This is a genomic window from Knoellia koreensis, from assembly GCF_013041615.1.
GTDB lineage: Bacteria > Actinomycetota > Actinomycetes > Actinomycetales > Dermatophilaceae > Pedococcus > Pedococcus koreensis.
Map to the genome: position 1 here is coordinate 402,119 of NZ_JABEPQ010000002.1, position 26,368 is coordinate 428,486.

Genomic DNA, 26,368 nt, shown 5'->3' on the forward strand with positions numbered 1-26,368 from the left:
AGACGCGGGTATGCCGCGTGCCCACGCGGCATACCGGCTCACCACCGTGGGTGGCCGCCGTCGGTCAGGACAGCCGGCCCAGCGCGTCCACGGCTGCGTCGAACGCGGTGAGGCTGGTGAGGCCGCCACCATCGGAGGGGCGGCCGCCCTCGACGACGGCCCGCGCGAGGTCGGCCGCGTCGGGCGAGGCGAGCTCGACACCCACCGGTCGCGGTGCCGTGTCGGTGGCGACGACCCGGGCCCCGGCGGCGAGCGCTTCCCGGACGATGACCGAGTCGCCGTCCCAGGCGGTCGGGCGCAGGAAGACCGCACTGCGCAGGAGCACGTCGTGCACCTCCGAGGGCGACGCGTCGAAGCTGAGCTCCACCCACGGCAGCCCTGCCACCGCAGCGCGCAGCTCGGCGAGCTCGGGACCCGCGTGGCCGTAGGCGAGCACGCGCAATGCTGCATCGGGCCAGGATTCGCGCACCAGCTCGGCGGCGCGTACGGCCAGGTCGGCGTTGTAGTGGGCGAGGCCCGCGTTGGTGGCCACGCTGAGCAGGTGCGGCTCCCGGACCTGGCCGTCGCCCGCGGAGGCGTGCGCGGGCGAGGTGGCGTCGGCGGAGAACGGCGTGATGACGCGCACCGGGCGACCCGGCCCGTCCTCGAAGGCGAGCGCGATCTCGTCGTTGACCGGCCAGATCTCGTCGTAGGCGCGCAGCGCCGTGCGCAGGACCCGGCGTTGTCGGTGGCTCATCCGCTCGAGCTGGCCTGCGACCGAACCGCTGTGCAGGACCAGTGCGGTGCGGCCGGGCAACAGAGCGAAGACGGGGGCGAGGACCATGGCGCGCCACAGCCGAGTGATGTGCAACAGGTGCAGGCCGCGGCGGCGGACGGCTCGGGGCAGCGCGCCGAGCGCCCGGCGGGGCGAGCCGGTGTCGACGTAGGTCACCGGGTGGCCCGCGGCGCGCAGCTGGGCGGTCAGCTGGGCGTGGCTGGCCAGGACACCGCCGACCTCGCCGTGCTCCTGGGCCCACTGCACGACGGGGGCTGGTCCACGAGCAGGACGCCTCGCCATCAGCGCAGCCGTGAGCTGGTGAGGACGCCGAGGAGGTGGCCGCCGGCCGTGATGACCGCCAGCGGCACCATGACGGCCACGAGCACCCGGGTGCCGAGCAGGTCGCCGTGGGCGACGTCGACGATGCCGGCCAGCAACGCCAGCAGTGATGCCTCGATCGCGACGAAGGCACGGAAGACCGGCAGGTAGCCGAAGGCCCGGCGGATTGCCGCCAGCCCCGACACCCGCGACCGGGTCGTGGCGGCCACGTCCTCCAGGGGCGGGCGGCCGGTCTTGGCCCGGGCGACGTGGACGAGGTCGGTGAAGGCCTTGTTGAGCAGGACGAGGATGGCGACCAGCATGCCCAGCACCGTCCAGCCACCGACCCGGGAGGGGTCGGTGAGGGTCCACCCGTCCGCGCGCAGGCCGAGCGCCGCGGGGATGGCGGCCTCGGTGGCGTAGTGACCCACCCGGTCGAGGTAGATGCCGGCCGGTGAGAACCGTTGCCGCCAGCGGGCGACCTCGCCGTCGCTGCAGTCGAGGAGCAGCTGCAGCTGCATGCCGAGGACGCACAGGAGAGGGCCGACCAGACCGGGCAGCGGCAGGGCCAGCGCACCGCCGACGCCGGCGACGATCATCAGCCAGGTCACGCCGTTGGGGGTGATGCCGGTGGGCAGCAGGGCCCGGGTGACCGGCAGCGACAGGTGGCGCATGTAGAGCGCGCCGGCCCAGTGCTCGGCGTTGTAGCGGGCGATGTGCTCGGGCGGCTGCGCGACCGCGCGCAGCTGCGCCATGGTCGGGTGGTTGTCCCGCGGGTCGTGGGCCGTGGCGGTCGGGTCGGTCACGTGGCCACCTTGCCCGCGACGGGCTGCGCCCGGCGACCACGCGCCCAGGTGAGCCACGCGCTGGCCGACTCCGCGGCATACACGACGATCAGCGCGAGCGCGCCCCAGCCGAGCACCGGCTCGAGCGGCACGCCCACGGCCCACAGGACGGCGAGCAGCACCATCCGGCCGTCGGTGCCGAGCGTCACGAGCGTCACCCACGGCGCTGCCGGGAGTCCCGTGTCGCGCAACCGGTAGACCACGTCGTAACGGTGCCATGCCACCGCGGCGAGGTAGGCGAACACGACCCAGCGACGCGGCGAGTCGAGGTGCCACGCCAACCCGGTGACGAGCCCGGCCTCGGTGAGCCACAGCACCGACGAGAGCTGCCACGCGAGGCGATCGCGCAGCGGCGGGCGGCAGGCGAACCCGACCAGCAGCACCCCGACCACCACGAGCGCGACGACGAGTACGGCCCTGCCGTCGCGGGCTGCGGTCACCCCTGCGGCGAGCACCACGAGGGCACCGACGAAGGCGACCGGCATGGGGGCGCGCAGCACTCGGCCGGCGACCCGGGCCACGGGGCCGAGGTCGGCCTGGTGGTCCATGTCGCCCCACTGTCCGGCCAGCACGGACGGCGACGGCCGGAAGCCGTCGACACCCAGGAGTGCCTTGGCGGTGCGGCCGCCCTGGGTCCACACCAGCGCGATCGCGACCGCGACGACGATGAGCCACAGCAGCACCAGCGGCTCGAAGGTGAGCAACCCGATGGCCAGCAGCAGGTAGCGCTCGGCGATGGGCAGGTGCATGACCTTCTTGGTCCAGAAGACGACGCGCTGCCGGCGGGTCTGCCGCGGCGGGAGGGTCGTGCGCGAGCCCGCGTCGCCGAGGTCGTGGGGGGCGTCGACCGGCAGCAGGTCGGGGGTGACGTGGGCGCGGGTCGATCGGATGCGGTCGAAGTAGGCGTAGTCCTCCAGGTGACGCGTGGTCACGAGGACCAGCGCGAGCACGGCGAGCCACCACGTGTCCTCGCCCCGTGCGACACCGACCCAGGCAACCGCGGCAATGAGGGAGTACTCCTTGACCCGGTCGCCGACCGCATCGAGCCAGGCGCCCAGCGCGCTGAACTTCCTACGGAACCGGGCGATCTCGCCGTCGACGCAGTCGACGACGAGGGCGGTGATGAGCAGGACCGCGGCAGCGACCCACGTCCACCGGTTGTCGACTGCGGCCAGTCCGGCCGCCACGAGGCCGAGGCCGAGGCTGGTGAGCGTGACGACGTTGGGCGACCAGTCGTGGCCCAGGCCGAAGCCGGTGAGTCGGCGTGAGAGCGGCCGGATGCAGAAGGTCGAGAAGAACCCGTCACCTCCGCGGGAGGCGCCGCGAAGCCTTTGCTGCCAGGGAGATCCGTGCGATCCGAGGGCTGTGCTGCTGCCACGGTCCACGTCGAACGGCCCCAGCGGGAGAGTCCCGACGCGCACTCCCCCGCGCACCAGCGCGAGGAGGGCCAGGTCGAACGGGTCGACGTCGGCGTCCCGGGCGACCGGCGACTCGGCGGCCTCGCGCCACAGCCGGAGCGCCTCGGGGACGTCGGCTGCGGCGACGCGGAGCACGCCGGCGGCCACGTTCGTCGGGTCGGACACGGTCTGCCGCGCGGTGCCCACCGAGTGCACCAGCCGCTGGTCGCGGTCGATCCGCAGGATGGTGAAGTCGGTCGGCTCGTGCGGATCCCCTTGCAGGGCAGTGCCTTCGATGGTCGCGACGGTGGTCGCCTCCCCCGGGCGGTCGAGCTGGTCGAGCAGGGCCGCCGTGGCGATGCGCAGACCTGGCGCGACGAGGACGAGGGCCTCGTCGGGCGACGCGGCAGCGGCGACCTCGGCCAGGGCCTCGGCGGCGTCCGCAGCGGTCACGACCACGGGGCGCAGCGAGAGCTCGTGCCACGGGGTGAGGTCGGGTCCGCTGGGCTCGCCGGCGCCCTGGCCGGGACGAGCGAGGAGGTATGCCGCGGCGCCGGCGTCGTACCCGTGGACCGCCCGCGCCGCGTCGTCACCGACGAACGGCTGGAGGGCCAGGCTCACGTTCCGGCGTCCGCGTCGGCGTTGTACTGCTCGAGCACGTCCTCGATGTCGCCGTCACCGACGAGCCGGCCCTGCTGGAGGTAGAGGCCGCGCTTGGCGAACCGGCGCAGGTCGGACTCGCTGTGCGATACGAGGAACAGGGTCTTGCCGCCGCTGAGCATGGACTCCATCCGCGTGTAGCACTTCTCGCGGAAGGCCCGGTCGCCGACGGCGAGGACCTCGTCGACGAGCACGATCGGCTCGTCGAGGGTCGTGATCACCGCGAAGCCGAGCCGCACCTGCATGCCGGAGGAGAAGTGGCGGAACGGCGTGTCCAGGGCGGCGCGGACCTGCGGCCCGGCGAAGTCGATGATGCTCTCGAAGCGCTCGTCGACCTGCTCCTTGGTCAGCCCGTGCAGCCCGGAGGTGAGGTAGACGTTCTCCCGCGCGGACAGCTCGCCGATGAAGCCGCCGGTCAGCTCGATCAGTGGCGCCACGCCCCCACGCACCCGCACGGACCCGTGGTCGGGGAGCAGGACTCCGGCGATCATCTTGAGCAGCGTGGACTTGCCGCTGCCGTTGCCACCGATCAGCCCGACGGCCTCGCCGGGCTGGACCGTGAAGGACACTTGGTCGAGGGCCTTGAAGGTCTCCTTGTTGTGCGAGGTGCCACCGGTGTAGATCATCTCCCGCAGCGACATCTTGCGACGGCGGTTGCGGAAGAAGTCGATGCCCAGGTTGTCGGCCTGGATGACGGGTGCGGCCATCAGATCTCCTTCAGCACGCTGGACTCGAGGCGCTCGAAGACGAGCGTGCCGATCACGAGGATGCCGAACGAGATGACCGCTGACAGGACGACCGACTTGTAGTTGAGGTCATGGGGGAAGAAGCCGGCACGGTACAGCTCGAGGATGCCGGTCATGGGGTTGAACAGCAGCACCTCACGCAGCGACGCCGGCGCCGCGTGCACCCCGTAGATGATCGGCGTGGAGTAGAACCCCATCCGCAGGACGATCCGCACGACCCGTGCGGTGTCCGTGACGAGGGTGGTGATGGGCGCGAGGATCAGCCCGATCCCGGTCAACAGGACGAACTGGAGGAACAGCCCGACTGGCACCAGCAGCAGCCGGGCGTTGAGGTGTGCGTCGCCCTTGATGAGGTAGAAGATCGTGAACCCTGCCAGCACCGGCATCGACAGGATGAACTCGATCATCTTGGCGATCACGACCCGCACGACCCACAGTTCGCGCGGCAGGTTGGTCGAGCGGATGAGCCGCGACTCCGCGAGCAGTGCCCGCGAGGTCTCGGTGAGGGACCCCGAGAACCACTGCCACGCCAGCAGCCCGACGATGAGGAACAGCACGTACGGCTGGTAACCGACCGACCGGGCCTTGAAGATGAGCGTGAAGACCACGAAGTAGATCGCGGCCATGGCCAGCGGGTCGATGATCGTCCACAGGTAGCCGATCGGGCTTCCGCCGTACCGGACCCGCAGGTCCCGGCGCACGAGGGTCGCGAGTATCCGGCGCTTGGCCAACAGCCCGCGCATCTGCCGGACCAAGATCATGGTTGTGGTGACCTACCTGTTCATGGAGTGCCCGCGGGTGCCACGGTGAAGTGCTGGGCGATTCTATGCCCGCCGAGTCCTGCGACCGCACAGGCTATATCCTGACCGATCAGTCGTAACGGAGAAGGAGCATCACGCGTGGTCGACCCCGGGGCAGCCCGACCGGATGTCAGCGTGGTCGTCATCGTCTACAACGACGCGCGTCGCCTCCCGACCGCGGTGCGGTCGGTCCTGCGCCAGACCCTTCGCTCGGTCGAGGTCGTCATCGCCGACGACCACTCCACCGACAACACGCCCGAGGTCGCGGCCGAGCTCCAGGCCGAGGACCCGCGGGTGCGCTACGTCCGGCTGCCGGAGAACTCCGGCGGCTGCGGCCGTCCGCGCAACGTCGGCACCGAGGTCTCCACGGGTCGCACCATCATGTTCCTCGACAGCGACGACCGGCTCGAGCGGCACGCGTGCAAGAACCTCCTCGAGGCGTTGGAGGACAACGACGCCGACTTCTCGATGGGCTTGGTGCGGCGGCAGTACATGGACACCGGTCGGCAGACCAAGTGGTACCCGCACCTGTTCGAGGAGCGCCGCGTCGTCGCCGGCCTCGCCGAGGCGCCCGAGCTGATCGAGGACGTCCTGTCCGTCAACAAGCTCTTCCGCCGCGAGTTCCTCGAGCGCCACGACCTGCACTTCCCCGAGGACGTCCACTACGAGGACCAGGTCTTCAGCCTCAAGGCCTACAACTCGGCGTCGCGGATCGCGATCATCCCGGAGAACGTCTACGTGTGGCGCATCTTCCCGGTCCGGGCCCGGCGCTCGATCACCCAGCAGCGGGGCGAGATCACGAACTTCCACCACCGGCTCGCCGTGCACCGCCGGCTCGATGCCTACCTCGCCGAGCACGGCACCCCGGAGCTCCAGCGGGCCAAGGACCTCAAGTTCCTCCAGAACGACATGCGCCTCTACCTCGCCGACGTGATCGACGGCGACGGCACGGTCACGGCCGAGGTGCTGGCCGAGGCGGAGCCCTACCTGCGCGGCATACCCATGGACCGGTATGCCGCGCTCCCGCTCGCGCTGCGCGCGGCCTTCGGCATGGCCCTGCGCCACGACCTCGAGGGGCTGCGCCAGCTGATGCTGCTCGACCGGCGCAACATCCTCGCCTCGCGGGTGAGCGACCACGACGGGACGACCTACCTGTCGAACACCGACCGTGTGCCCGGCCCCGACCCGGCCCACGACCTCGACGCCCCCGAGAACGTCCTGCTCGTCGCCGGCCGCGACCCCATCGTGCGGGCACCGATCGGCACCTACCACCTGCTGCACGAGGTCGTGCAGGCCCGCGCGGTCGGGAGCGACCTGGTGCTGTCCGGGCGCACCTATGACGCCCTGGGCAAGCTCGCGGCGGCCGACGGCTGGTCCCTGACCCTTTCCGCCCGCCGCGCCGAGTCCGACGACCGGGTCGAGGTGCCCGTCGCCGTGGACCAGCGCGCGGACGACTGGGTCACGTGGACGGCCCGGCTCCACGCCGGTCGCCATTTGGCCCGGCTCACGGCTGACGCCAGCTGGACGCTGCACGTCGCCACCCGGATCTCGGGACACGAGTCCAGCACCCCACTGATCTGGCACCCCGGCACCGAAGCCGCGCAGCTGCCACTCCCCCTCGCCCTGCACCGCGGCGCCGGGCTGAGTGGCACCCTCGGCCCGGGAAACCTGGGCAACACCGAGATCACCGTGACCATGGCCCCCGGCCTGCGACGCAGGGTCACCAACCGCATCACCAAGCGCTACCAGCCCGCCCTCGAGGAGCAGGTGACGAAGCACTGGCGCGACGCCGACACCGCGAAGGCCCAGCGCCGCCTCTACCAGGGCTGGCGCCAGCTGCCCCTCGACCGACGGCTCGTGGTCTTCGAGGCCAACCTCGGAACCATCTACGGCGACAGCCCCAAGTACGTCTACGAGGCCATGCGCCGACTGCACCCGCAGATGAAGGCGGTGTGGGTGCTGCCACCCGACCATGAACCACCGCACCCGGACGTCGAGGTCGTGGAGCGCGGCAGCGCGGCATACCGCAGGGTCCTGGCGCGCGCGGCCTACTGGGTCGACAACCAGACCTTCCCCTCCTACATCCGCAAGCGGCCCGAGCAGCGGTACCTGCAGACGTGGCACGGCATCCCGCTGAAGAAGATGGGTCACGACGAACCGGGCGCGCCCCCACCCCCACCGCAGCCGGACCGTGGGGTGGGCGCCTGGGACGAGCTGTGCGTCCCCAACCGCTACTTCGAGGAGACGTTCGTCCCCGCCTACCGGTATGCCGGCGGGCTGGTGCGGTACGGCACGCCCCGCAACGACGCCCTGGTCGACGGGTCCATGACCCAGCAGGAGGCCCGGCGGCTGCTGGACCTGCCGCAGGACGCCCGGGTGGTGCTCTACGCGCCGACCTTCCGTCAGGACAACCGCTCGAAGCGGCTGGCGGTCGAGGTGCCCTTCGACGTGGAGGCCTTCCTCGAGGGCATGGACGACAACACCTACCTGCTGTTGCGGCCCCACTACCTGAACCGGATCCGCGTGCCGGCCTCGGTCCGGCACCGCACGCTGGACACCGCGAGCGTCGAGGACGTCAACATCCTCTACCACGCAGCGGACGTGCTCGTGACGGACTACTCCTCGGTGATGTTCGACTACGCCCTCCTGCGCAAGCCGATCGTCTTCTACACCTATGACTACGGCGAGTACCTCGCCACGAGGGGCACCTACTTCGACCTCCTCGAGGTCGGTCCCGGCCCCTTCGTCACCACCACCCGGGAGCTCGTGGCCGCCGTCGCGTCCGCGCAGACGGACCGTGCGGAGTATGCCGCGAAGTACCAGCACTTCCTCGAGCGGTACTGCGGCGACGAGGACGGCTCCGCATCCGAGCGAGCGGTCCGCGCACTGCTCGGAGAGGCGGGTGCACCATGACCAGACCCCCGGTGCTCATCCTCGCCAACCACATCGACGGTCTCGGCGGTGTGGAACGCGTCGCCCACGGCCTCGCGGCAGGCCTGTCCGGGCGCGGCTACGACGTGGCCCTGCGGGGCATCCGCCCGACGTCCGGCCCCTCGGCGCAGATGACGATGACCGGCTACACCACGGGGTTCATGTCCGACCGCACCGAACGCCCGGAGGGCGAGCGTCCCCACCCCGCGGTCGTGCGCAGGGCCATGCGCCGAGAAGCCCTCGACAACCTGCGGACCACGCTGGCGGACTACCGCGACGGCGTCGTGATCTGCATGCAGGTCTACTCGATGGAGCACCTCGTCGAGCTCGGCCTGGACGACCTCCTGGACTCGGGGACGCGGATCATCGGTCAGTACCACTGGTCCTACCAGGGGGCTCGGTCCAACACCGACTTCGATCGCCTGTCCCGCACCTACCGACGCATCGACAAGTTCCTCCTGCTCACCCAGGCCGACGCCGACAACTTCACCCGGCACAACTTCAACAACGCCGGCGCGATGCCGAACCCGTTGTGGCTCAAGGCCCAGGCGGCGGAGGACATCCCGCGCAGCAAGCGGCTCGTCGCGTTGTCCCGGTACGACGCGGTCAAGCAGCTCGACCATGCGTTGCGGGCGTGGGCACGGGTCGCTCCGGACTTCCCAGACTGGTCCTTCGAGCTCTACGGCGACGGGCCGATGCGCGCGGAGCTGGCCGCCCTCATCGACGACCTGGGGATCTCCGACAGTGCCCGGCTGATGGGTCCCACCAACGACGTCGAGGGAGTGCTGCGGTCGTCGCGGCTGTCGGTGCTCTCGTCCCAGTTCGAGGGCCTGCCCATGGTGCTCGCCGAGTCGCTCGCCTGTGGCGTGCCGGCCGTCGCGTACGACTGCGCGCCCGGGGTGTCCGAGATCATCACCGACGGCGTCGACGGCTTCGTCGTCCCGCAGAACCACATCCCCGGCCTGGCGTCGGCGCTACGCACCCTGATGGCCGACGAGGAGCTGACGGCCCGAATGGGAGCAGCCGGCCACGTCTCGGCAAGGCGCTACGACCGTGAGCACGTCATGGACCGCTGGGAGGACCTGATCGCGCGCGTCCAGCGCTGACCCGGGCGGTCACCGCAGCTGGTGCTCGGCCTCTTCCGCAGCCCGCTCGACCTGGGACTCGGACCGGTCCTCAGTGCCGCGTTCCGTGCGCCCATCGGCGTCGCCGCTCCCTCGCCGGTTGAACAGGTTGCGCAACCGACGCTCCGCCGGACGCTCGATGGCGTAGTAGAAGACAGCCGCGAGCGCCGTCGCCACGAGGGCCATGCCGAGCAGGTCGAAGATGTTGGCATCACTGGCCTTCCGCGGCCCGAACGCCATGGTGGACAGCCGGAGTGGGAAGTAGTGCACCAGGTAGAACGCGAAGGACCAGGCACCGAGCAGGACCATGGGCTTGCTCGCCAGCCAGGACACCCGGCCACGCACGTCGTTCCTGGCCGCCGCACCGATCAACCACGCGAACAGCAACGGCCCCACCACCTGGTCGAGGTAGACGATGAGGTCGGCCACCCCGCCGGGCAGCAGCGGACGGACGTTGAAGTAGACGAGGATCCAGGCTGCGAGCACGACCGCCACCAGCGCCACGCCCCCGCGGACCACGAGGCCGCGGCGCACCGCGAGCGCCAGGATGATGCCCAGCGTGAACTCCCAGATGCGGAAGACCGGGGTGCGCAGCGACCACGACTGCATGTAGTCGGTGAGGTTGAGGCCGGCATACGTCCGCCAGGCGAACGCCGCCAGCACGATCGCGATCGTCGCCACGAGGAGCTGCCGACGCGAACGCCTGGCCAGGACCGCGATGAGGACCGGGTAGCACAGGTAGAAGAACGCCTCGCACGACAAGGTCCACGACACGGTGTTGCCGGGGAACATCGGGGTGAGGTGCGGGACCCAGGCCTGGAGCAGGACGAGGCTGAGCAGGTAGGGACCCCACTCGAACACCTGCCGGCTGACCGGCTCGTAGAACACCCACAGCGCCACGATGCTGGTCGCCAGGTGCAGCGGCATGATCCTGGCGACGCGACGCCAGTAGAAGGTGGCGACGCTGCCGCCGGGCTTCCACATCCAGGTGAGCACGAAGCCCGACAGCACGAAGAAGAACGTCACTCCGTGGGTGCCATACGTGCTCTGGGGATAGATGAGCGGAATGCGTCCGTAGCCGCTGGCACCCGAGCCGACGAAGTGCGTCACGAACACGGCGAGCGCGCCGAAGTAGCGAAGGCCGGTCAGCGAGTCCAGGCGGGTCCTCGGTGGCAGCGCTGGCGCATTCCCTGGGGCCCGATCCTGCATGGGTGAGCGGCTCCCGTCGTGACTCGAAATCTGCAGGTGCCTGCGTCGCACTCCGCGTTGAGGCTTGATGCTAACGCGTTGCCACGCGCTGTCCGAGCACCTGCCGGACCGGTCCATCCCGGGATGTCACACTTTCCCCGTGGACGCCAAGGACCAGCCCGTTGCCCAGCCGGAACGCTGGGTCGGGACGGCGGTGCTGCGGCTGACGGGCGCTGTGCTCGTCCTCGTCGTCGCGCTCGTCCTGGTCAAACCGGCCGACCCGAACATCGCGTACAACCGGGCCCTCGTCCTGGTGGGCCTGGCGGCTTCCCTGCTCGTTGCGGTCGCCGGCAACCTGCTGGCCGCGCGGTGGCGGAGGCGTCCGACCCGACTCCCGAGCCAGCGGGGCGGCCGGCCGTGGAACACCCCGCACGGGGCCACGGTGCTCGCCGCCGGTCTGGCCCTGGCCGGGGGCGTCGCCGGCCACCTGATGTCCCTGCCGCTCAGGTTCACCTATGGCTGGGACGCGGGTGTGGCCACGAGGTTCTCCCGAGAGCTGTTCACCCAGGACCTCTTCTCCGCGTACGCGCACGACTACCTCTCGCGGTACCCGAACAACCTGCCCCTCATCGCGATCATGAACACGGCGCGGGCGGTCGGAGGCCCCACGGACGCCCAGATGTACGACACGTACCTGCGTCTCAACGGCGTGTGCCTTGCGCTCGTCCTCTTCAGCACGTTCGTGCTGGTGCGGCGTGTCCGGGGGACGGCAGCGGCCTTCGTGGCCCAGGCGATCGTGTTCCTCCTTGTGGGCTGTTCGCCCTGGATGGCCGTGCCCTACACGGACATCCCGGCGATGCCGTTCGTCGGGGGGGCGGTGACGCTGGGTGTCCTGGCGGCCGGCCGACGGTCTCGGTTCCGGCTGGCCTGGGTCGTCCTTGCCTTGGTGTGCGCAGGTCTCGGGTTCGTCATCAAGTCCACCCCTGCCACGACGGCCATCGCCTTGGCCCTCGTGCTGCTCGTCGTCCTGGTCGCGGGCTCCGCGCCCGGGCGACGACGCGTGGCGGTGGCGTTGTTGTGCGCCGTGGCCGCCTTCGGCCTCACCGTGCAGGGTGCGTTGGCAATCGCCGGAACGGTGTCCGGCGTGGACCGTGCGAGCCTGCAGACCGACCGCACGCCACCCGTCGCGTGGTGGCTGGCGAACGGCCTCACCACGACGTACGGCTCCGCCCCACGCCCCTACTACGGCGCCTACAGCCCGCAGATGGTGAAGGAGTCGATCAACCTGTCCGGCGAACGGCTCCATGAGTGGTCGCGGGACCGGTTGCGGCGCCAGCTGGACCAGATGGGGCCCGGCGGGGTCCTCACGTTCGAGCTGCGCAAGCTGGCCTTCAACTGGGGCGACGGGATGTTCTTCGCCTGGGGAGCCTTCGACTGGCAACCTGAGCGGCTCCACGAGCACGACCCGACTGCCCTGAAGGTCCAGTCCTGGCAGCACGCCCGCGGTGAGCACTACCCGCTGCGTTCCGCCCTGACCACCGGGGCCTGGCTTGCGCTCGTGCTCTGGGCGGGGGCAGGACTCCTGCGCGCCGCCTACCGCCGGGAGCTCTTGGTCGTCGCGGCGACGGTGCTGGGCATCGGCCTGTTCACCCTCGTCTTCCAGGGCGGCTCAAGGTACCTGTTCGCCTACGTGCCCGTCGTGGTCGCCCTGGCCGCCTGCGTCAACCCACTGCGTGGTTCCGCGAGGACGGCGACGCCGAGCCTCGAGGCAGCCAAGGCCGTCAGCACTGTCAGGGCTTGACGGCGACCCGGCCCTCGGCCATGCGCAGCAGGAGCAACCGCTCGCCCGTCTCCTCGAGCCACTCGTCGACAGCCGTCTTGGCGCCCTCCCACCAGCCATAGTCGTCGAGGAGCAGAACCCCTCCACTGACCAGCCGGGGGTACAGGTGGTCGAGCTCATGCTTGGTCGACTCGTACCAGTCCGTGTCGAGGCGCAGGATCGAGATCTGCTCGGGGGCCTGCTCCGGGATCGTCTGCTCCACCATCCCCTGGACGTAGTGCACCTTGTCCTCGGGGTAACCGATGCGGGCCATGCCGTTCTGCACGTCGTCCAGCGTGGCGACAGCCCACACCCCGGACTCGCGCGAACTCGTTTCGAGGAGCTCGGCAGCGGACGCGCCATCGTGTCCGCGCCGGTCCTTCTCGGTCGGCGCCGACATGCCCTCGTAGGTGTCGAAGAGGTAGAGGTTGCGGCTGGTGTCGCCCTCCTCCATCAAGGTCCGGGCTGCGGCCTGCATGCTTCCGCCGCGCCACACGCCGCACTCGACCACGTCACCGGGCAGCCCGTGCTTGACCACGTGCCGCACCGACAGGATCAGGGCGTTCAGCTTCTCCGGGGACGTCATCGTCCACGGCTTGACCTCGCGAATCGTCGCCTGTGCCGCGTCGTCGTAGTCGCGGGGCAGCTCCAGCTGCTTGGGAGCGGCAGGGGGCGTCGCCTTCTTGACGGGCGCCGCGGGCGCCGCGGGTGTCTTCGCAGCCGGAGCACTGGCAGGCTTCGCGACCGGTCCGCGCGGAGCCGAATCCCGGCTGGTGCGGGCCTTGCGGAGCTCGTACCCCGTGAACCGGGACAGGCCGCCGTTGACCTTGTTTCGCCAAGTCATCCCGGGACCGTAGCAGGTGAGTCGGCGGCGTCGGCACCGATGGCACGGTAGAACTCGTCCATCACCTCGGCGTTGTAGGCCTCGGCGACGAACGGCGGAGCCGGGACGTCGCCGGCCACCGCCGCCTCCATGCCGGCAGCGAGCGCCTTGACGTTGCGGTCGACGACGAGGCCCTCACCGGGGGCGAGCGCCGACGCCACGGAGGCGAATGCCGTCGACACGACCGGCAGCCCCAACGTCCTTGCTTCGAGGATCACCATGGGCTGCCCCTCGTAGTCACTGGACAGGACGAAGACGTTGCAATGGCTCATGATCGCCCACGGGTTCGGTTGTGCCCCCGCGATGACGACCGCGTCGTCCAGGCCGAGGCGGCGCACCAGGGCGTTCAGCTTGTCCTCGAGCGGACCGCCGCCGATGATGACGAGCCGCGTCTGCGGGTGGTCGTGGTGCACCCGGGCGAATGCCTTGACGAGGCGTTCGTGGTTCTTCTCGGGGGACAGCCGACCCACCGCGACGAACGTCGTCACGTCCGGGTCCTCGGGGACGACGGCGAGGGCAACTCGGCGCTGCACCTCCTCGGCGTGCGCGGCCAGGTCGTGCTCCTCGACGAGCGCCTCGGTGACCGCGCGAACATCGTTGTCCGGCACGACGATCCGGTGCTCCCCCGGCCACGCGGCATCAAGCGCCTCCGGGGCGCCCGGTGCGCCGAACGCCTTGCGCAGGACCCGCTCGTGGTCGATGGTGTTGCGCGCCGCGACGAACTTCTCCGCGGGTGCGAACTCGCCGAGTCGCTCGGCGTTGACGTCCCGGAGCGCCCGGGACACCGACACGAGGTGGTCGTAGCGCTGGTAGGTGGAGAACGTCGAGCCCAGGTTGTCGAAGTGCGGGCGGCGGCCGTCGACCTCGCGCATCTGGTCCGCGCGCAGGTCGTTGTGCAACCAGATCGATCGTGACGCACCGGGAGCCAGCGACAGCATGAACGCCCAGAACGAGGAGTAGCCGCTCCAGTCGATGATGTGGTCGAACCGGGCCGCCCCGAGCGAACGTGCCCACTCCTCGCGCATCAGCCCTTCCATGATCGCCAGGTCCTGCGGCCGCATCGTCATGCCCTGCGTGGCGAGGGCGCGGCGCCGGCGTCGCTGCGCCTTGCTCGGTGCGAAGCCGCCCACCCGCGCGAAGACCCTGGCCCGTGGGTCGATGGACTCGGCGTTGGACCTGCGGTCGGGATCGGTGCGGTGGTTGTAGAGCACCGACACGTCGAACCGGTTGTGGTCGATGTGGCGCAGCACGTTGAGCGCTGACGCCGTGATGCCGTTCGACTTCATGCCACCGAGGTAGAACAGGATCGTCTTGCGGTCGTCGTGGGAGACGGCACGCACACCGTCCTCGGACCGGCCGTGGAAGACCACGTCGACGACCCGGCGGGCCGCCCCGCCGTCGTCCCTTGGCGCGAACCGGTCGCGGGCCGCGGCATACCGATCGCCATGCGTGACCACGGGGTCGTCGCCCTCACCGGTGCCGACCGCGGCGCTCACGGCGGCGGCCTGCGCGGTCGTGACGACGCGTGGCCCCGGCAGCTCGTCCGGCTCGAGGTAGGTGCCGCGGCTGCCGTCGTACTCGTCGAAGTCGGGCGTGAGGAAGACGACCGGGCGGCCCGTCGAGAGGAAGTCGAAGAAGATGCTGGAGTAGTCGGTCACGAGCACGTCGGTGAGGCCGAGCACCTCGTTGGTGGCGATGTGGTTCGGCACGAGCAGCGGCGCGAGGTCGGGGCGGCGTCGGGCATGCTCGAAGACCTGCTGGTGCACCTTGAGCAGCACGCGGTGGCCTGGCGGCAGCTCGGCGGTCAGCTCCCTGACCCGCTCCCCCAACAGCGCCGCGTCGTCGACCGGGGTGTGGAACGACGAGCCCTTCCAGGTGGGCGCATAGAGCACGACCTTGTCGTCATCACCGAGCTGGACGCCGTTGTCCCGCAACCGCTTTCGCACGCCGGCTCGGCCGGCCGCATCGAGCTGCTGCCGGTCGGTGCGCGGGTAGCCGACCTCCACGAGGCGACCGGGCGCGATGTTCGTGAGCCGGTAGGCCTGCTCGTACATCCGCTCCGACATGAACGGGCTCGTCGACAGCAGGTAGTCGGCCATCATGAAGTTGCGGATGACGTTGCGCGACTCGATCGCACCCGACGGCTCGTCGTACCCCATGGCCTTCAGGGGTGTCCCGTGCCACGTGTTGACGTAGACCTGCCCCTCCCGCTTGCCGAACTCCGCGGGGAACGTCGCGTTGTTGAACAGGTACCCCGCGGTCGCCAGCGCCTTCCAGTACGCCATCGACCGGCGCTGGACGAACTTCACCCGCGAGTCGCCGGCGAACTCCGCCACCGTCTCGGGGAACGCCTTCGGGTCCGACAGCACCCAGACGTGGCGCAGGTGCTGGAGCTGCGGGTCGGCCAGCAGCTCGCGGAAGATCGCCTCGGGGTTGCACAGCATGCCGTTGCCCGCGAACGACTCGTAGACCACGAGGTCGCGCTGCACCGGCAGCATCCGGACCCGGGCGCGCCACTCCACCGGCACCGTCTTGACGACCTTGCGACCGGTCCGCACGATGCGTTTGGGGCGGACCGCCCGGCGGAGGCGCTTGAGGCGGGAGGCGACCGAACCCATGCTGGAGTGTGGATCCCATCTGTGAGGGGCGACCGGGGACGCCCCTGATGCTACGGCGCGCGGGGCGGTCCACCTGACTCGGCTCGCCTGACGGTACTGTGCCGGACGTGACTCCCGGTACCACGTCGTGGCTCGAGGCCGCGCCCGTGGTCCTCGCGGCAACGCTCCTGCTCTTCGTCCCGGGAGTGGTGACGGCCCGTCTCCTGCGCGTGCCGTGGGGCGCGTCGGTCGGCGTCGCTCCGGCACTCAGCACCAGTGTTCTCGTCGCGGGCGGCGTCGTCGCCGCCCGTGCCGGAATCGCTTGGGGCGCACTGCCGGTCGTCGTCACCGTGGCCGTCACGTGGCTGCTCGCAGCCGTCGTCGGGTATGCCGTGGTGCGGGCCGGGCGCTCCCGCGCGACGCCCGTCCGGGATGGCGACTCCAGCGTCGACGTGCAGTCTCGGCCGGCCGCGCCGTGGCTGATGGTGCTGGCCTGGGTCGGTGGGCTCGCCTTCGCGCTCGCGTCCGTGGTGCTGGTGATCACTGCCGTCGCCGGGACGCCCGACCACTTCCCCCAGCACCCGGACACGATCTTCCACCTCGCCGAGGCCCGGTGGATGAGCGACAACCGCGACGTGTCGGTGCTGCACTCCTACCGGGTCATGGAAGCGGGCCGGACCAACGTCTACCCCGCCGACTTCCACGTGGTCACGGCGACGACGAGCCTGCTCACCGGCGCGAACGTCGTGGTGGCCACGCAGAGCGCGGTCCTGGCGATGTCCGCCCTGGTGTGGCCGGCGGGCGTGATCGTGCTCGCCTGCGCCCTGTTCGGACGACGCGCCGAGGTGGTCGCCGCGAGCGCCGTCGCCAGTGTTCTCTTCACCGCATTCCCTTACACCGTCATGGGTTTCGGCGTGCTGTGGCCGAACCTCTTCGGCCAGTCGCTGCTGCCGGGCGTGCTTGCCGCGGCCCTGGCGGCCGGGGCGAGGCTCGTGCCACACCGCGCTCCCGCCATGCGGCCGTGGGCCGGCGTCGTGGTCACGCTGGTGACGGTTCCAGGCCTGACGCTCGCGCACCCGAACGCGCTCGTGACCTTCCTCGTCCTCGTGGCGTTCATCGTCGCCACGCGGGTCCTGCGGTTCGCGTGGGACGAGCGGCGTAGGCCCCTGCGGGGGCTCGGCGCCATCGGTGCCCTGGTCGTCCTGGCCGCGCTCGCGGCATACGCCACCGTCGTCGTCCGTCCCGCGGGCATGTTCGCCACGGGTGCGCCCGGCCCGGAGAAGGCACTGCGCGGGGCGGTGCTCGACACCGTCTACTTCGGCCCGCGGCACGCGCCCCAGCTGCAGCTGCTCACCGTCGTGGTCGTGATCGGCGCGCTGAGCCTGCTCTGGCGGCACCGGGCCTGTGCGTGGATCCCGCTCAGCTGCCTGGCTTTTGGCGCCCTGTACCTGCTCAACGTGGCGGTCGACGAGCGGTGGACCCGTGACTTCACCTGGCCCTGGTACAACAACGCGATCCGGCTGGCCGTGGCCGGTTCGCTGCCGGCGGTGCTCACCGCGACGGCCGGTTTCGTGGCAGTGGGTGCCCTGCTCGCCAGACTGGTGCGGCGCGCCGGTCCGTGGCCGCGCGTCGTCGCCACGGGACTGGTGCTGCTCGTCTTCCTCGTCGTCACCCGCGCCTACGTCTACCCGCACCGCGCGTTCCTCCAGCCCTACTACCACCCCAACACCGCCCACAGCTGGGCGAGCGACCAGGAGCTGCGGTCGCTGCGCGAGCTGAGCGGTCACATCCCCGACGGGGCGGTGACCGCCGCGAACGCCTGGAACGGCGGCACCTACCTGTACGTCGTGAGCGGCAAGCCAGTCATGCCACCCACGGAGAAGGCGCTGTTCGCGGGCGACCGCAAGCTCCTCGCGGCCAAGCTCAACCAGGCCGGCACCTCACCCGAGGTGTGCGCGGCCGCCCGCCGCCAGCGCGTCGAGTACGCGATCGTCGGCGGGCAGCCGTTCGCCTGGGCTGGCGCGAAACGCGTTGCCCTGTATGCCGGGATCGACAAGGTGCCGTCGTCCTCCGCGTTCCGGTTGGTGGCCGAGGCGCCCCCGTACCGGCTCTACCAGCTCACGAGCTGCGCGGGCGGCTGAGTCCGCTCAGCCGGTCCCGGCCTCGCCGAGGCGCACCCGGCTGGTGAGGAAGCCCCACCCCCACGAGAAGTGCATCGTGGGCAGCACGACCGGCATCCAGAGCCGGTCGATGAGGCGCAGCCGTGGGTCGCGGACGGTGAGTCCCCCGGCCGTCACGAGGACGAGGTATGCCGCGGGCGCCAGCCAGAGGGGCCACCACAGGAAGCCCCCGACGACCCCGGCGGCGAAACCGAGCAGGGCTGCGGGTGGGGCCAGGTAGCGCAGGTTGATGGTGCCGCGGTGGGTGCGCGCGACGACCCGCCGCCAGCGCCCGTAGTCGCGGTACTGGCGGGCGAGGGCGGCCAGGGACGGGCGGGGTCGGTAGGCGACCCGCAGCCGGGGGTCGAACCAGATCAGGCCACCCGCCTCGCGGATGCGGTGGTTGAGCTCCCAGTCCTGGGCCCGCACGAACCGCGGGTCATAGCCGCCGAGCCGCCGCAGCCACTCGCTGCGGAACACCCCGAGGTACACCGTGTCAGCGGCGCCCGGGTCGCCTCCGGTGTGGAACCGGGACGCACCGACGCCGAGCCGCGAGGTCATGGCCGCCGCAACGGCCCGCTCGAAGGACGTGACGCCCTCGGCGTCCATGAGGCCGCCCACGTTGGCGGCCCCGGTGTGGTCGAGCACCTCGACCGCCGTGCGCACGTAGCCGGGGTCCAGCACGCCGTGGCCGTCGACCCTCACGACGACGCCAACGGGGCCGAGCGCGGCGATCGCGGCGTTGAGTGCCTCCGGGGTGCGCCCCGACGGGTTGGGAACCGTGCGTACCCGCGCGTCCGCGGCAACGAGTCGGGCTGCGATCTCGTCGGTGCGGTCGCGGCTCGGGCCGAGCGCGAGGACGAGCTGGATCGGGCCGTCGTAGTCCTGGCCGAGGACGGCACCGACGGCCTCCTCGAGGTGACGCTCCTCGTTGAGGATCGGCATGACGACGCCGACGGCCGGTGCCCCTTCCCGTGTCAGCGGAAGGTCAGCCGGGTCCTCGGAGTGGGTGTGCTCGCTGCTCATGTGGCTGCCGAGCATACGGAGGAGAGATCGCTCTCCGCCGCATTCCCCGCAGCCTTGGCCGGGTCCTGCACGGCAGTCCCAGGCTGTGGGGTCGGCTTGGCCTTGGGCTTCGCCGCCTTGGCCGTGGTCGACTTGGATGTCGCCGGGGTCTTGGCCACCGTCGACTTCGACGACTTCGCGGAGGACTTCTCCGACTTGGCGATGGTGGACTCGACCGTCCTGGTGATCACGCCCGGGTCGTAGTCCCACGGCTTGATCAGCGGCGGGACGAAGTTGACGCCGCTGATCTTCTGGCTCCGAGTCTTCAGGGCCAGGTCGGCGAACCGACCGAGCTCGGACTGGGGCAGGTCGGTCTCGATGAGGCCCGAGCTCGCGGCGGCGATGTCCTGGAAGCGCAGCAGGACGGTCTGCGGGTCCAGCTGGTTCGCCATCGCGGTGATGACGCAGCGCTGCCGCGCCATGCGTTCGTAGTTCGTGGACCCCTGGCGCGAGCGCGCGTACCAGAGCGCGTGGTAGCCGTCGAGGTGCTGCTCCCCCGGCTCGATCCAGCCGACGATCGGTGACGTGCCGCCCCCGATCGGGGTGCGGTACTTGACGTTGACGTCCAGCCCGCCGACCGCGTCCACCATCTTGCGGAAGCCCTTGAGGTCGACCATGACGTAGTACTGGATCGGCAACCCGCTCAACGCCTCCACGGCCTCCCGGGTCGCGAGGACGCCCGGGTTGCGGGTCCCGGCGGGGAACTGCGAGGCGTGGTCCTGCGCCCACGTGTAGAGGCCGTTGAGCAGGCACTGGTCACCGCAGTTCCAGCCCTGCGGCATCAGCCGCGCCATGGTGGAGCCGGGGCGGAAGTTGATGTTCTCGGTGTCCCGGGAGAACCCGAACGTCACCGCCCGGCCGGTCTTCGCGTCGACGCTGACGAGCTGGATACTGTCGGGTCGGGTGCCGACCCGGTCCTTGCCGGTGTCCGCGCCCAGCAACAGGATGTTGTAGCGGCCGTCGACCGCGTCGGCCGCGGTGGTGCCGGTGAAGAGCGCCCCCAGGGCGTCACGTCCGGCACCCACGCTGTTCCCGGCATACACGAGGCCGCCCGAGGTGACCACGAGCAGGCCGGCGGTCATCACCGTCAGCCAGCGCCGGGTCTTGACGAAGAGGTCGGCCGGCCGGCCGAGTCGCCACGCGTCGACGAAGAGCACCGCCCAGAAGAGGGCGAAGCCGAACAGGAGCCACTGCAGCCCGGCCAGCACCCAGCCCCGACCCATCACGCCGATGGCCGTGGAGCGGCTCACGAGAAAGACCAGTCCGAGCGCGACGGTCAACGCAATCGCGGTGAGCCACAGGCGAATTGCCACGCGACCGAGGCGACGGTGGCCCGCGACGAGCTGCGCGCTGCCCGGCACGAGGAGGGTCATGACGACCAGGGTGAAGGCCCTCCGGCGGCGTTGCCGCGGACCCATCGAGTCGGTGTCCCCGATCCCGCGCGTGCCCGAGGAGAGGTAGACGCCGGGCTCGGCGGGTGCCGGCGGCGCAGCGGGTCGGGGACTCATGGTGGACCAGTATTGGGCAGGACCAGTGTGAAACATGTGACGCGTGTGATTGTGCGAGTGTCGCCCGAGCGCGCCCGGAAGAAACCCTTTCGTCCACGTATGCCGCGTGATTTGCGTGCCACGCCGACCGACGTGGCGTTTTGCCTCGCGGTGCCGCGGCACCGGACACTGAGGTCGTGGCACCACGACCTCATCACTCCGATGACGCCCGCGCGATCCCGACCGGCGGGTCAGCCGCCGGCGACCCCGACCGGGCCGGCGGTGACGACGGCGACGACGTCTACACGGTCGACGTCCGCGGTCGACGCCGCCAAGCGGTCGGTGGTGCGGCCGCGCGCAAGCGCCCCGCTCCGGCCCCGCGCTCGGCCACCCGTGCCATGCCGGTGCAGCAGTCCGACCGCCCCGCACCTCGCCCTCGCCGGAGCGCAGCTCCACCGCCGCCGCCCGACACCTCCCGTGACGACGAGTGGGACGAGGAGCCGCCGCGACGCAGGCGCCGGTTCCCCGTGGTCCGCCTGGTCGTCCTGCTCCTCGTCGCGTGGCTCGCCTTCCTGGTCTTCACCCCGATCCACGCGTGGAACTCGGTCACCAAGGTCGACACCGCTCCCCCCGGCCAGCGACCGGCCGACACCAAGGGCTACACCTACCTGCTCGTGGGTTCGGACAGCCGCGAGGGCCTGACCGCCGCGCAGCGCAAGGAGTACGCCACGGGCAAGGCAGCGGGCCGGCGCACGGACTCGATCATCCTCGTCCACGTGCCGAGCGGTGGCGGCAAGCCGGCGCTCATCTCGATCCCCCGCGACTCCTACGTGCCCATCCCCGGACACGGCAGCAACAAGATCAACGCCGCGTTCTCCCTCGGCGGCCCCAAGCTCCTCGTGCAGACCGTCGAGGAGGTCACCGACCTGCGGGTCGACGGCTACGTCGAGATCGGGTTCGCCGGTTTCGCCTCCGTCGTCGACAGCCTCGGCGGCGTGAACATCTGCGTGCCGTTCCACATGAACGACAAGAAGGCCGGCATCAACCTGCAGAAGGGCTGCCAGACCCTCGACGGCAGGAACGCCCTCGGCTTCGTGCGCGCCCGCTACTCCGACCCGCGTGGCGACATCGGCCGCGCCGAACGCCAGCGCCAGTTCCTCGCCGCCATCATGAAGAAGGCCGCGACACCGTCCACGGTGCTGGTGCCGACGCGATACTGGGGCTTCACCCACGCCGCGGCCCGCGGCGTCATCGTCGGCGAGGACACGTCCATGCGCGACGCGAGCCGGGTGCTGCTGGCGATGCGGTCGGTCTCCAACGGCGACGGGCTCAGCCTCGTCGTCCCGATCTCCAGCGAGAACTACCAGACCAACGCCGGCTCGTCGGTGAAGTGGGACACCCCGCGGGCCAAGGCGTTGTTCACCATGCTGCGCGAGGACCAGCCGCTCGAGGCCCCACCCGCCGGCACCGACGGGAAGCCCAGCGGGGGCTGAGTGTGACGAGCACCGTCGCTGCACCGACCCGGGTCCGGACCACAGGTCCTCGGACCCGGCAGGAGCGGCGGTTCCTGTTCCGCCGCGACATCGAGGGCATGCGGGCGGTGGCGGTGGGTCTCGTCGTGGCGTACCACGCCGGGATGCCGTTCCTGCGGGGCGGATTCGTCGGGGTCGACGTGTTCTTCGTGCTGTCGGGGTTCCTCATCACCGGGCTGCTGCTCGACGAGCTCGCCCGCAGCGGCCGGATCTCGCTCAAGGACTTCTACGCCCGCCGGGTGCGGCGGCTGCTGCCCCTGGCCGCGCTGGTCGTCACGGCGACGGCGCTGGGGTCGTTCCTGCTGCTGCCTCCCATCGACCGCGGCGGCCTGGTCGTCCAGCTCGTGGCCGCCATGGGGTCGGTCGCGAACTGGGTCTTCGCCGCGCAGTCCACCCAGTACATGGCGGCCACGGACCAGAGCCCGGTGCTGCACTACTGGTCGCTCAGCGTCGAGGAGCAGTTCTACCTGCTGTGGCCGCTGGCCCTGCTGCTCGTGGCCGGTCGGGGTGGCCTCGCGACGCGGGCGTGGCCCGTCGTCGTCCGGCGGCTCGTGCTGGTGCTCGGCGTCATCGGTGGGTTCTCGCTGTTCCTCTCCTGGCAGCAGACGGCCAGCGGTAGCACCTACGCCTACTTCGGGTTGCACACCCGCGCCTGGGAGCTCGCGGTCGGCGCCGCCCTCGCATTGGGCCGACCCGCCCTCCGGCGGGTCACCCGTCGGGCGGCTCGACTGTGTGGCACCACGGGCCTGCTGCTCGTCGTGGGGGCCGCGGTGGGCATGAACGAGGCCACACCCTTCCCGGGTCTGGCGGCCACGGTGCCCGTCCTCGGAACCGCCCTGCTCGTGGTTGCCGGGGCGCGCGCCCCCGACCACGGGGTCTCCGGCGCGCTGTCCGGCCCGGTGCTCGGGTTCGTCGGCCGGGTCTCCTACGCGTGGTACCTCTGGCACTGGCCCGTGCTGGTGCTCGCCAACGCCAGGTGGGGCACCCCGGAGCAGGTCGGCGGCCCGCCCCGCGTCGGGTTCCTCGCCACGACCGCACTGGTCGCCCTGTCGTTCCTCCTGGCGGTGGCGAGCCACTACGCCGTGGAGCAGCCGTTGCGCCGGGCCAAGCTGTTGCTACGCTCGCGTGAGCGGACGTTCGTCCTCGGAGGGGCGCTGGCGACGGTGGCTCTCGTCTCGTCGACCGCGCTCGCCGTGCCCAGCCACTCCCGGACCCAGGACCGGGTGGCCGCGGCGGCGAGCGAGCAGCCGGCGACGACGCTGACCAACCTCAAGGCCTGCTACAACGACTTCACGACCACCTCGGTGCCCGCTGCCGACGTGTGCCGCATCGGCCCCAAGGAGGGCGCGCGTCGCATTGCGCTGATCGGCGACTCCCACTCCCAGCACTGGATGCCTGCCCTGGAGCGGCTCGCAGCCGAGCGCGGTTGGACGGTCTACCTGTTCGCGAAGAGCTCGTGCGCCGTCGTCGACGTGCCGGTCTGGCTGGCCTCCACCAAGAGCGAGTACGCCTCGTGCGCCACCTGGCGCGAGTCCATGCTCCAACGCCTCGCCGGGATGCGGGTGGACGCCGTGCTCATCGGCCGGTGGATGGACTACCGCGACCTCGTCCTCGACGACAGCGGCCAACGGCTCTCCCGCACGGAGGCGGTCGACGCCTGGCAGGGCGCGGCCACCCGGACCTTCGCCCGGCTCAAGGAGACGGCCCCGCGGATCATCGTCATCCGTGACACCCCACGACCGGCCGGCGTCGTCCCGAGCTGTGTCTCGCGCAACCAGGGAGTCGCGGCGAAGTGCGCCTTCGACAAGGTGGCGAGCACCGGGCTCGACGCCGGTCTGGCACGGGCCGAGAAGGCCGCCGACCCGGCTCGGGTCCGCTTCGTCGACCTCACCGCGCAGCTGTGCCCGACCTCCCGGTGCCCGGTCGAGCAGGACGGCGTCCTGATGTACCGCGACGCGCACCACCTCACGGTCCAGTTCGCCAGGACCCTCGCCGACCCGCTCGGGGACGCGATCAGCGCCCAGCTCCGCTGACCGGCTCGCGCCGGTTCCCGCCTACCGCTGGCCGCAGGACGCCGTCGTCCGGGTGCTCCACAGCGCCAGCTGGCCCGCCTCGCTCGCGTTGCGCTGGGCCGCCGACAGCTGGCGCACCGGCTCCTGCACACCGCCCCGGTACCCACAGGCGTACGGCAGCAGGCGCAGGTAGCCCATGACGTCGCTCGCGGTCCGCGCCTGCGGGTCGGGGTGCACCCAGCCGCCGGGCATGACGAGGTCGAGCGAGCGCTGCCCGGCGACCACGTCGAGCTGGAACTGGAAGTCGATGCTGGCCGCGTTGTGGTTCCAGTCCTGGCGACGCGTCGGTGTCAGGGCGCTGTAGGGCCACCAGCCGTCGAAGTAGACCTTGAGGTCGTGCTGGTACAGCCGCTGGGCCAGCTCCTGCTGACCGGGCCGGCGCACCCCTGCGTCCCAGGCGGACTGCAGGAACCAGGCGGCGGCCGAGTTGACGTTGTAGACGCACGTGCGTCGGTCGCTCGGCGCGTTGGAGTAGGCCAGGCAGTCCTCGTCGCCCGTCACCCGTGGCCAGGCCAGGACGAGGTCGACCAGGCTGCCCACCTCGTCGGCCTGGACCGCACCGGCCCGCAGCCCCGCCAACATCCCGATCCCGACGTGGTCGGTCATGGTGACGAGGTACCCGGTCGAGGCGGGGTTCACCGAGCCGTCGCCGAAGGCGTCCCACGCCCGCTCCATGCCGTAGGTCCCGTCGGGCTTGCGCACCGACCGCATCCGGGTGAGCTGGGCCTGGACCTCCGGCTCCTGCCAGCCATACAGGGTGCCGAGGGTGGCCGCCTGGTATGCCGCGTCGTGGGCCGTGTAGGCACCGGCCGGCAGGTCCTGCTGGCGGCGCAGCAGGTCCAGCGAGAGCTGGAGCCACGGGCCCACCAGCCGGGCCCGCGCGATGTCGGCCGACAGTGAGGACAGCGCTCCGCGCTGGCCTCCGGTGAGCAGGACGGGTCCACGCGCCGCGGCCGCGGCGACGCCGCCGACGAGGGCGTCCGGGTATGCCGTGCCGGTCGCCACGACGACCCCGCTGGAGGCCGTGGTGCCCGTGATGAGGGCCGCGAGTGCGGAGGAGGTGGCGTAGCGGTTCGCGCCCGCTGCCCGCACCGGCACGGTGCGGGTGAGGCTCGCGACCGTGCGCTCGACCCCGGCGCTCACGGCACCGAGGCCACCGGCGATGACCACCTTCCCCGGGGCGAGCCTGGGCAGCTGGGCGCGCACGGGGTCGGGCAGGCTGGTCGGACCCGTCAGCAGGACAGGACCGCGCAGCGACGCCGCCACTGGTCCGGCGGCGACTCCGTCGGGGAAGGTCACGCCCGAGACGAGGACCGTGCCGGGGGTCCGTGCCGGGAACTGGGCCGCCACCTGCGCCGAGGTGGCGTACCGGTTCGGTCCGGCCAGGCGGCGCACCGCGACCCGGCTCCCGCCGGCTGCGGCCCGCGCATCCGCGACCACCTTGTCCGACAGCGCACCGGCGCCACCGATGACGGTGATCCGCGACGGCACGAGCCGCCGGAGCTCGGTCGCGACGGAGGCGGGGAGCCGGTCGCGGCCGGACAACAGCAGCGGGCCACGCAGACGGCTGGCAAGGGGTGCCGCGGACAACGCGTCCGGGAAGTCGGCGCCCGAGGCGAGGACCACCTCGCTGCTCCGAGCGGGTGCCACCACCCGGGAGACGGCGACGGCCGTCGCGTAGCGGTCCGAACCCGCCAACCGCGCGCCCTGCCCGGCCACGTCCTGGGCCCGGCGCAGCACCGGGTCCGGCACGACGGCCGCCCCGCCGAGCACGGAGGCCTTGATGACGGGGCTGGAGCTGGTCGCGACGAGACCACCGCGGATGGCGGCGGCTGCGAGCCGCGACGGCTCACGGTTGCGGTTGTCGGCGTGGGCCGGGCTGGCCTGCATGACGCCCACCAGGACGACGCCAATGGCAGCCAGCGACACGGCGGTCCGCCCCCAGGGCCAGCTCGGCATGGACCTGACCGTAACGGAGGGGTCGTGCC

At 71.4% G+C, this 26,368-nt stretch carries 17 protein-coding genes; 6 read left to right on the forward strand and 11 right to left on the reverse strand.

Going from position 1 to position 26,368, the window contains the following annotated elements; all coding sequences use genetic code 11:
- Positions 1–64: 64 nt before the first annotated feature.
- From HJG52_RS10255 to HJG52_RS10275, 5 genes are read right to left on the reverse strand one after another with little or no spacing between them, the layout of a single operon-like run.
- Positions 65–1,057: a glycosyltransferase gene (locus HJG52_RS10255; RefSeq protein WP_171243498.1), complete on the reverse strand. Its 993-nt coding sequence runs from the start codon at positions 1,055–1,057 to the stop codon at positions 65–67.
- Complete coding sequence (locus HJG52_RS10260; RefSeq protein WP_171243499.1) at positions 1,057–1,881, reverse strand: CDP-alcohol phosphatidyltransferase family protein; 825 nt, start codon at positions 1,879–1,881, stop codon at positions 1,057–1,059. Before HJG52_RS10260 ends, HJG52_RS10255 begins: the two co-directional genes overlap by 1 nt.
- Entirely contained in the window at positions 1,878–3,938 is a 2,061-nt protein-coding gene (locus HJG52_RS10265; protein WP_171243500.1) for a DUF5941 domain-containing protein, read from the reverse strand. Before HJG52_RS10265 ends, HJG52_RS10260 begins: the two co-directional genes overlap by 4 nt.
- A complete protein-coding gene (locus HJG52_RS10270; protein ID WP_171243501.1) occupies positions 3,935–4,684 on the reverse strand; it encodes an ABC transporter ATP-binding protein in 750 nt (249 codons plus the stop codon). Before HJG52_RS10270 ends, HJG52_RS10265 begins: the two co-directional genes overlap by 4 nt.
- Positions 4,684–5,484, reverse strand: coding sequence for an ABC transporter permease (locus HJG52_RS10275; protein WP_171243502.1), 801 nt, complete (start codon positions 5,482–5,484; stop codon positions 4,684–4,686). Before HJG52_RS10275 ends, HJG52_RS10270 begins: the two co-directional genes overlap by 1 nt.
- A 138-nt stretch (positions 5,485–5,622) precedes the next feature.
- Here HJG52_RS10275 and HJG52_RS21605 point away from each other — a divergent pair, with 138 nt between their 5' ends.
- Together HJG52_RS21605 and HJG52_RS10285 are read left to right on the forward strand one after the other, a co-directional pair.
- Positions 5,623–8,436, forward strand: a complete 2,814-nt coding sequence (locus tag HJG52_RS21605) for a CDP-glycerol glycerophosphotransferase family protein (RefSeq protein ID WP_171243503.1) — start codon at positions 5,623–5,625, stop codon at positions 8,434–8,436.
- Positions 8,433–9,560, forward strand: coding sequence for a glycosyltransferase (locus tag HJG52_RS10285; RefSeq protein ID WP_171243504.1), 1,128 nt, complete (start codon positions 8,433–8,435; stop codon positions 9,558–9,560). The genes HJG52_RS21605 and HJG52_RS10285 overlap by 4 nt, the downstream gene beginning before the upstream one ends.
- Before the next feature lie 9 nt (positions 9,561–9,569).
- Here the strand turns inward: HJG52_RS10285 and HJG52_RS10290 are convergent, their stop codons facing one another.
- Positions 9,570–10,787 (reverse strand): acyltransferase family protein, encoded by a 1,218-nt coding sequence (locus HJG52_RS10290; RefSeq protein ID WP_171243505.1) that lies wholly within the window; start codon positions 10,785–10,787, stop codon positions 9,570–9,572.
- A gap of 139 nt (positions 10,788–10,926) precedes the next feature.
- Between HJG52_RS10290 and HJG52_RS10295 the strand changes: the two genes are divergently transcribed.
- Entirely contained in the window at positions 10,927–12,567 is a 1,641-nt protein-coding gene (locus HJG52_RS10295; protein WP_171243506.1) for a hypothetical protein, read from the forward strand.
- Here HJG52_RS10295 and HJG52_RS10300 read toward each other — a convergent pair.
- Entirely contained in the window at positions 12,557–13,429 is an 873-nt protein-coding gene (locus tag HJG52_RS10300; protein WP_171243507.1) for a TylF/MycF/NovP-related O-methyltransferase, read from the reverse strand. The genes HJG52_RS10295 and HJG52_RS10300 overlap by 11 nt on opposite strands.
- The gene (locus HJG52_RS10305; protein ID WP_171243508.1) at positions 13,426–16,086 is read right to left on the reverse strand and encodes a glycosyltransferase; all 2,661 of its coding nucleotides are present in this window, start codon (positions 16,084–16,086) and stop codon (positions 13,426–13,428) included. The genes HJG52_RS10300 and HJG52_RS10305 overlap by 4 nt, the downstream gene beginning before the upstream one ends.
- A 107-nt stretch (positions 16,087–16,193) precedes the next feature.
- On the opposite strand from HJG52_RS10305, the gene HJG52_RS10310 reads away from it, so the two are divergent.
- On the forward strand, positions 16,194–18,206 hold the full coding sequence (locus tag HJG52_RS10310; protein WP_171243509.1) for a DUF6541 family protein: 2,013 nt from the start codon (positions 16,194–16,196) through the stop codon (positions 18,204–18,206).
- Positions 18,207–18,212: 6 nt separating this feature from the next.
- On the opposite strand, the gene HJG52_RS10315 is transcribed toward HJG52_RS10310, so the two are convergent.
- Positions 18,213–19,250, reverse strand: coding sequence for a glycosyltransferase family 2 protein (locus tag HJG52_RS10315; RefSeq protein WP_171243510.1), 1,038 nt, complete (start codon positions 19,248–19,250; stop codon positions 18,213–18,215).
- Positions 19,247–20,797 (reverse strand): LCP family glycopolymer transferase, encoded by a 1,551-nt coding sequence (locus HJG52_RS10320; RefSeq protein WP_171243511.1) that lies wholly within the window; start codon positions 20,795–20,797, stop codon positions 19,247–19,249. Before HJG52_RS10320 ends, HJG52_RS10315 begins: the two co-directional genes overlap by 4 nt.
- A gap of 176 nt (positions 20,798–20,973) precedes the next feature.
- Between HJG52_RS10320 and HJG52_RS10325 the strand changes: the two genes are divergently transcribed.
- Both HJG52_RS10325 and HJG52_RS10330 read left to right on the forward strand, forming a co-directional pair.
- Positions 20,974–22,269: an LCP family protein gene (locus tag HJG52_RS10325; protein ID WP_346767676.1), complete on the forward strand. Its 1,296-nt coding sequence runs from the start codon at positions 20,974–20,976 to the stop codon at positions 22,267–22,269.
- A 2-nt stretch (positions 22,270–22,271) separates the two neighbouring features.
- Positions 22,272–24,341 carry an SGNH hydrolase domain-containing protein gene (locus HJG52_RS10330; RefSeq protein ID WP_171243512.1) on the forward strand — a complete coding sequence of 690 codons (2,070 nt, stop codon included), beginning with the start codon at positions 22,272–22,274 and terminating at the stop codon, positions 24,339–24,341.
- Positions 24,342–24,362: 21 nt separating this feature from the next.
- On the opposite strand, the gene HJG52_RS10335 is transcribed toward HJG52_RS10330, so the two are convergent.
- Positions 24,363–26,339, reverse strand: a complete 1,977-nt coding sequence (locus tag HJG52_RS10335; protein ID WP_171243513.1) for a cell wall-binding repeat-containing protein — start codon at positions 26,337–26,339, stop codon at positions 24,363–24,365.
- Between the last annotated feature and the right edge of the window lie 29 nt (positions 26,340–26,368).